Source organism: Mycobacteriales bacterium (assembly GCA_035995165.1).
GTDB lineage: Bacteria > Actinomycetota > Actinomycetes > Mycobacteriales > CADCTP01 > CADCTP01.
This window is the reverse complement of sequence record DASYKU010000102.1, coordinates 25,979-32,793: the sequence shown is the minus strand read 5'-3', so window position 1 is coordinate 32,793 and position 6,815 is coordinate 25,979. Positions and strand designations below refer to the sequence as shown.

Below are 6,815 nucleotides of genomic sequence, written 5' to 3'. Positions count from 1 at the left end.
CCCAGGCGCGCACCGACCGAGGCGCCACCATCGCCGACGTACTGGCCTGCTAACGGACCCTCACAGTCCCCGTCCGCGCATACGCTCACGTCGGCAGGAGCGATACGGCTGCCGCCCGGCTCAAGGCGGAGTCGTGCGTTGCCGCAAGCGCGGACCATGGCACTCGGGCCGAAGCCGGGCGTGCCGGGCGGTGAGCGCTTCGCCCCCAGACCGTCGCGACAACCTCGGCGAGGCGCCCCAGAACGCCGCGGCCTTCGCCAGGTGCGGCTCCATGACGGCCTGGCGGGTCGCGTCGATTCGGCTCCAGTACGGGTCCGGCGGCAGGGACATGCCGTGCAGTGCGGCCAGCTCAGTGCCCAGCCGGGATCCAGAAACCGACCGGAGGCCTGACCCAGCCGGATCGCGGCAGGTGCGGTTCCACCGGTCCGACGCGACCCGGTCGGCATCGCGACGATGCCCGATGTCACGTTCTCGACCCCGGCGGTGCGGTAGAGACATGCACCTCACTGGGCACCGGCAGGCGGTGGTCGAGGCTGTGGTGACGGCCGGAGCGGTGGCCGGCGCCACCGAGGGGAAGGAGCGCATGGCGGTGCCGGGTGCCGTACGCGCCGACCTGGAGGAGTTCTTCCGCCGCGACTACCAGCGGGTCGTCGGCGTGGCCGCCCGGGTGCTGGGCTCGCGGGACCAGGCCGAGGACGTCGCCCAGGACGTGTTCCTGTCCTTCGGCCGCTCCTCGGTGCCGGCCGGGGAGGCCCGCGGTTGGCTCTGCGTCGCCGCGGCCCATACCGCGCTCAACCTGCTCCGATCGGGGCGCCGTCGCGCGTCGCGGGAGGAGACCGCCGCCGCGGCGGCCGACGGCACCGTGTCCGACGTGGCGGAGGTGGTGGTGACCAACGAGGACCGCCGGCGCGTCCGCGCGGCGCTGGCCCGGCTCCCTCACAGGCAGGCCGTGGCTCTGGTGTTGCGGCACAGCGGCCTGAGCTACGCCGACGTGGCCGCGGCCCTCGACCTCTCTCCCGGCAGCGTCGGCACCACCGTGCGACGCGCCGAGTCCGCCCTGCGCAAGGAGTTGCGTCATGCGTCATCCGACTGACGGCGTCCTGCGCCGCCTGCTCGACGAGCCGGCCGGGGTGGCCGACTCCGACCGCCGACACGTTGCGGAGTGCCCGCAGTGCCTCGCCCGGCTGGCCGCCATCCGCGCGGACGCCGACCTCGTCGACGCGGCGCTGACGGCCGAGGGCGGCGCGGACGTCGACGTCGCGGCCGCCTGGCAGCGTCTGTCGACGGCCGTGCCGGCCAGCAGACCCGGGCGCGCGGCGCCGCCCCGTACGCGTCGGCTGCACGCGGTCCTGCGCCGGCCCGCCGTCGCGGCCGTCGCCGTCGCCATCGTGGTGACCGGCGCCGGCGCGGCTGCGGCCACCGACTGGCTGCCGATCTTCCGGACCCAGCGGATCGCGCCGGTCAGCATCAGCACCGCCGACCTGGTCGCCCTGCCCGACCTGAGCGCGTACGGCCAGGTCCGGGTGACCGCCGACCCCGACGTGCACGAGGTCCCGGACGCGGAGACCGCGGCGGCGCAGACCGGTCTCGACGTGCCGGAGGTGACCAGCCTGCCTCGCGGGGTGAGCGGCGAGCCGGTCCGGCAGGTCGGTGGCCGGGCGAGCGTCACGTTCACCTTCTCGACCGAGCGCGCCGCCCGAGCTGCCGCCGCGGCCGGTACGACGCTGCCGCCCCCACCGCCGGGTCTGGACGGGAGCTCCGTGCGGCTGATCGCCGGCCCGGGCGTGGCCCAGGTCTGGAGATCCTCCGCGGGCGCGCCCGCCCTCGTCGTCGGTCGCGCCGTCGCGCCGTCGGCCTTCTCTTCCGGGATCCCGTTCCCGACGGTGCGGGATTACCTGTTGTCGCTGCCCGGCTTGCCCGCAAACGTCGCGGCGCAATTGCGCACCTTCACCGGCGACGGCTCCACCCTGCCGCTGCCCGTGCCCGCCGACCGTGTCACCACCTCCTCGGCGCAGGTCGACGGAGTGCCCGCCACGGTGCTGCGGACCCGGGACCGTACGCTGGCCGCCGTGGTGTGGGTGGACGGCGGAACGGTGACCGTCGTGGCCGGTTCGCTGGACCCGAGCGAGATCCTGACGGTCGCCCGGGAGCTGCGGTGACGGGCGCCGCCGCCCCCCGCGCGGGGGCCGGCCTCATCGCCGACCTGCCCGCGGCACCCGCCGTGTGGTGCTCAGGCCTGCGCAAGCGCTACGGCCGGCAGATGGCGGTCCAGGACGTGTCTCTGGAGGTGGGCCGGGGCGACGTGGTCGGCCTGCTCGGTCCGAACGGTGCGGGCAAGACGTCGGTGATCAAGATGCTGCTCGGCCTGGTCCGCCCGGATGCGGGCGAGGTGCTGCTCCTCGGGCGGCCCGCCGCCGATCCGGCCGCGCGCGCCCGCGTCGGCTACCTGCCGGAACTCTTCCGGTACCAGCCGTGGCTGAGCGCGGCCGAGGTGCTGGCCCTGCACGTGCGGCTGTCGGGGATCGACGTGACCGCGCAGGACCAGCGGGAGCGCCTGGCGCTGGTGGGTCTGGCCGACCGGGCCGGCGATCGCGTGGGCGGCTTCTCGAAGGGGATGCAGCAGCGCCTCGGGCTGGCCGTCGCCCTGGTCGCCGGACCCGAGCTCGTGGTCCTGGACGAGCCGACCAGCGCGCTGGACCCGCTCGGCCGCGCCGACGTACGGGACATCGTGCTGGCACTGAAGTCCCGAGGAGTCGCGGTGCTGCTCAACTCTCACCTGATCGGGGAAGTCGAGCGGGTCTGCGACCGGGTGGTCATCCTCGACCGCGGCCGGGTCGCGGCCTCGGGCACGCTCGCCGAGCTGCTCGGCCAGCGGGAGGTGCGGCTGCAGCTGACCGACCTCTCCCCCGCGGCAGAGGCGCGACTGGCCGCGACCGGCACGGTCGAGCGGGCCGGCGACTGGTACACCCTGGTGCTGCCGGCCGACGACGACGCAACAGCCGTTCCCGACCTGGTGCGAGACCTGGCCGCCCTGGGGGCACGGGTGCACGCGGTCGAGCCCGCGCGGATCACCCTGGAGGAGCGCCTGCTCGGCATCCTGCGAGAGGGTGCCGCCGCCCGGTCGGCAGGAGCGCGGTGACGACGGCCCGGACGGCGCTGATCGTCGCCGCGCTGACCCTGCGCGAAGCGTCCCGCCGGCGCGTGCTGCTCGCCCTCTCGGTGCTCACCGTCGTCCTGATCGGGCTGAGCGGCTGGGGATTCTCGCGCCTGGCGGCGGAGACGGGTGGCACGCTCACCACCGGTGAGGCCCGGCTGACGGCGTCGATCGTGCTCAACCTGGTGATGTTCGGCTACAGCCTCATCGCGGCGCTCGGCACCGCCTTCCTCGCCGGCCCCACGCTGGCAGGCGAGACCGAGTCGGGCATCGCGCTGTCCGTGCTGGCCCGGCCGATCCGCCGGTCCGCCTTCCTCCTGGGCAAGTGGCTCGGGCTGGGAACCTTCGGCAGCGGCTTCGTCGTCCTCGCCGGGCTCGCCCAGTGCCTGGTCGTCCGGGCGACGGTGGACTACTGGCCGCCACGGCCGGCCGCCGCCCTCGCGCTGCTGGCGGCCCAGACCGCCGTGCTGCTCACCCTCGCCGTACTGCTCTCGACCACCATCTCGCCGATGGCCTCGGGCGTGGTCGCGGTGGGCCTGTTCTGCACGACCTGGGTGGCCGGTGTGGTCGGTGGCATCGGCACGTCCCTCGGCAACGACGCCATCGCCCGCGTCGGCACGGTGTCGCGGATGCTGCTGCCCACCGACGGCCTGTGGCGCGGGGCGATGAACGCGTTCCAGGACCCGTCGGCGCTCACCGTGTTCGGGGGCCAGGACGGCGAGGCATTCCCGTTCCTGAGCGCGGCGCCGCTGACAGCCGCCTACCTCGGGTGGGCCGCGGTGTGGGTGGCGATGATCTGGGGGCTGGCGGCGGCGTCCTTCCTGCGCAAGGACCTGTGACGGCGCAGGCACATCGGCTGTCTCAGACTGGACGGTTCCGGTCTGGCCAGGCCGGGGTCGAGGTGTCCGGCGGGGTGGCTCTCACATCGGCTGTCCACCGCGGGGTTGGTGTGGCTCAACTCTGGCGTGCGTCTCGTCGGGCACCGCACTCCCAGCGCGACCACGGTCTCGGACCGACCCGGCGCAGGGTATGCGGAGGCTGCGGGGGGCGTCCTGCTCGACTGCGCGACCCTTGGGTCACGCGGATGAGGTGCGGCCGACGTCGACGTGGAGCTGATCGAGAACCGGACGCTCGACGGTCACATTCACGAGCTCATCTGCCGACCCACCCTCCACTGACCGTCTCGGATTCGAAGAGGATCCGTCATGCCGGCACTTGGGGTGGCGGTCGAGGTCATCGCGGGCTCGGTGTAGCGCAGGGTGGCTCTGGGGTCGGTCGGCAGCGGCTGAGCGCTGTGGCCGTTGAGTCTTGCGACGGCGCATGCGCGTGCCGTCAACGATTCAGCGACCGCAGCGGTCCACACGCTTCCAGGGCCAGTCGGTGGCGAGCCAGCGCGCTACGGCATCGGCGAGTGGTACGTCGAGGCCCGATCTGTCCGCCCGCACCCAGGACTGCACCGTCACGTCCCACTGCGCGGAGGGCGAGGGATACAGGTAGACGCACCCGATGACGTCGCTGTCGCCTGGGTCGAGGACGGTGAAGGTGAACCCGGCGCCCCGCGTGAAGTCCCCGGCGTGGCGGCGAAGGTCAGCGAGGTTCTCCTCGAGCGTCATACCGGTACGTGGTGGCCAATTGCCGTCGGGATAGCCGGGGGTCGAGCGTATGTGTTCGATGCTCGACATCCAGGCGGCATGGTCGGCCCGATTGTGCTGCGGCCCCAGTGGTTGGAGGTGGAACTGGCCGGTGGCGAGGGATGTCGGCGGATCGAAGCCGACGGGCACGAACACGTCCGCGGTCATGAACGGGACCGTACTGGGCTTGCCAGACCTCCTGCACTCGCGTTCTTCTCGGCGGCACACTCGTTGGGCGCACGACTCGCGGCTCGGCCAGCAGGGCGTCGAGTTCGGCGGCGACGGTTGACGCGCTGGTCCAGGACCGCGAGCAACTGCGTCAGGACGGCGCGGCGGTGGAAGTGGTTGCCCAGCGGGCGTTCCAGTGCCGGATCGACGTGCAGCAGCGCGTTGGTCGGCCGGGTCGCGCGCCCCCAGCCGCCGCCGACCGGCGTCAGAGCGGGTCCCTCTGGACGAGGATGTCCCTGCGCGCGTACTGGTCGAGGATGCGGACCGAGTCCTCCCACGCCGCCTTCACTCGGCGGGGATGCCGTCGGTGGTGGGGATGTGGTTCCGGTGAGTCCGGAGCCTGCACCCCACCGGAGGCGGCGGTCCCGTGCTCCTCGGGCGCGGACGGCCGGACTCTGCTGCGTCCTCACCGCTCAACGGAGAGCTGACCAGAGCTGCGCAGCGGCGGTCACACGGCCGGCGCGCGGCCGAGGATGGTCTGCCTTGCGTGCTGCCCGAGGATCCGGTCGGTGACCTGCCAGGCCTGCCGCACGTCGTCCGGGATGCCGGGCGCGGTCCGCATCGTCCGGATGTGCCCGTCGAGCTCGCCCGTCGCGGTCAGGAAGAAGGTCTCCGCGATGAACTCGCCGAACGCCTCGGCCTGGTACCCCTTGCGGAAGTCGGCGTCCGCGCCGCTGGTGAAGGGGACACCCAGCAGGTAGAGGCCCTTGCCCTGCCGCAGCACCGTCCACGCGTCGTACAGCTCGCGCGTCTCGGCCGGCAGCTTGCCCCACGGCTCGCCGGGCCGTTCCCGGTCGAAGATCGCGCGGATGTCCGCGAGCCGCGCGACGATGCCGGGCGGGACCGGCTGGCCGGCGGCCTGGGCGGTCGTGACCGCCTGCTCGAGCTGGGTCCGCTCGACCTCCAGGTCCTGCGCCTCTCCGCCGGCCCAGAACCTGGGCACCTTGCCGTTGCCGGGCAGCGCTCCGTCCGGGACGAGCAGGCGCTGGTAGGTGGCGTGCCCGGTCTCGTGCAGCAGCATGTTGAGGAAGGACTGGGGGCTCTCCAGGTCCAGCTTTCCCAGGTAGACGGTCTTGTTCTCGTACAACCCCTCGCCCCAGGCCCGGAGTCCGCCGGCGCCGAAGTGGTACCTCAGGTTGTCCTGCTTCAGGTAGGCCAGCAGGGGCCGGTTGGCGTCCAGGAACGCGTACGTGAACCGGGCCTGGGCGGAGGGGATCGAGCCGACGACGGTCAGCTGCTGCTTGAGTCCTGTCCGGGCCACTTCCGTCTGGTACATGTCGACGGCCAGCGCGTCGTTCAGGCCGACCTGCCCGCCGCCGGCCAGCTGGTCGTAGGCAGCACCGATTCGCCTCGCCAGCACCACCAGCTCGGCGCGGGTCATCGTCGCCCTCCCCGCCGCGGTCAGCGCCTCGATCAACATCTCCAGCTTCTCGCCGTGGGCGGGGCCGATCTCCAACCCGATCGCTGTCATCAGAGCCAGGTCCGAGCTCACCGCGGTCAGGTCCAGCACGGCGCGACTCGCGCTCGGTTGCTGGGTCGGCGCGGCCGCACCCCACTGCCGGACGGGCGGCGGGCCGGGCGGCGCGGCGGGCCCGGGGATGACCGTGACCAGGGGCGTCCCGGTCCCGGCAGCGGGGTCGGCGAAGGTCACCTTCGGGGCGGGCGATCCCGGCGGGCCGGCCACGGTGGTGCTGCCGGTCGGCGCCGGGCCGACGAGCTCCTTCTTGCCGTCCCGCTTGGTCAGCTTCTTCTTCTTGCTGCCGGACTTCGACAACATCGAGCCCTCCCAGGGTGAGTGTCGG

The 6,815-nt window shown here is 73.3% G+C and carries 6 protein-coding genes and 1 pseudogene; 5 read left to right on the top strand and 2 right to left on the bottom strand.

The window, feature by feature from the left end; all coding sequences use genetic code 11:
* Nucleotides 1–496: 496 nt before the first annotated feature.
* The 5 genes and pseudogenes from VGP36_17535 to VGP36_17515 all read left to right on the top strand — a co-directional run bounded on the left by VGP36_17535 (nt 497) and on the right by VGP36_17515 (nt 4,332).
* Nucleotides 497–1,093: a sigma-70 family RNA polymerase sigma factor gene (locus tag VGP36_17535; GenBank protein HEV7656519.1), complete on the top strand. Its 597-nt coding sequence runs from the start codon at nt 497–499 to the stop codon at nt 1,091–1,093.
* Nucleotides 1,077–2,159, top strand: a complete 1,083-nt coding sequence (locus VGP36_17530; protein HEV7656518.1) for a hypothetical protein — start codon at nt 1,077–1,079, stop codon at nt 2,157–2,159. Before VGP36_17535 ends, VGP36_17530 begins: the two co-directional genes overlap by 17 nt.
* Nucleotides 2,156–3,139: an ABC transporter ATP-binding protein gene (locus VGP36_17525; GenBank protein ID HEV7656517.1), complete on the top strand. Its 984-nt coding sequence runs from the start codon at nt 2,156–2,158 to the stop codon at nt 3,137–3,139. The genes VGP36_17530 and VGP36_17525 overlap by 4 nt, the downstream gene beginning before the upstream one ends.
* Complete coding sequence (locus VGP36_17520; GenBank protein HEV7656516.1) at nt 3,136–3,993, top strand: hypothetical protein; 858 nt, start codon at nt 3,136–3,138, stop codon at nt 3,991–3,993. Before VGP36_17525 ends, VGP36_17520 begins: the two co-directional genes overlap by 4 nt.
* A gap of 249 nt (nt 3,994–4,242) precedes the next feature.
* Nucleotides 4,243–4,332 (top strand): annotated as a pseudogene (locus VGP36_17515) (deaminase).
* Nucleotides 4,333–4,494: 162 nt separating this feature from the next.
* Here VGP36_17515 and VGP36_17510 read toward each other — a convergent pair.
* Together VGP36_17510 and VGP36_17505 are read right to left on the bottom strand one after the other, a co-directional pair.
* The gene (locus VGP36_17510) at nt 4,495–4,953 is read right to left on the bottom strand and encodes a hypothetical protein (protein HEV7656515.1); all 459 of its coding nucleotides are present in this window, start codon (nt 4,951–4,953) and stop codon (nt 4,495–4,497) included.
* Between the two features lie 508 nt (nt 4,954–5,461).
* Complete coding sequence (locus VGP36_17505; GenBank protein ID HEV7656514.1) at nt 5,462–6,790, bottom strand: hypothetical protein; 1,329 nt, start codon at nt 6,788–6,790, stop codon at nt 5,462–5,464.
* Nucleotides 6,791–6,815 lie beyond the last annotated feature (25 nt).

Excerpts from the sequence above, each read along its gene's own strand:
- VGP36_17535 (HEV7656519.1), top strand. The coding sequence starts at position 497 with ATGCACCTCACTGGGCACCGGCAGGCGGTGGTCGAGGCTGTGGTGACG.
- VGP36_17530 (HEV7656518.1), top strand. The coding sequence starts at position 1,077 with ATGCGTCATCCGACTGACGGCGTCCTGCGCCGCCTGCTCGACGAGCCG.
- VGP36_17510 (HEV7656515.1), bottom strand. The coding sequence starts at position 4,953 with ATGACCGCGGACGTGTTCGTGCCCGTCGGCTTCGATCCGCCGACATCC.
- VGP36_17505 (HEV7656514.1), bottom strand. The coding sequence starts at position 6,790 with ATGTTGTCGAAGTCCGGCAGCAAGAAGAAGAAGCTGACCAAGCGGGAC.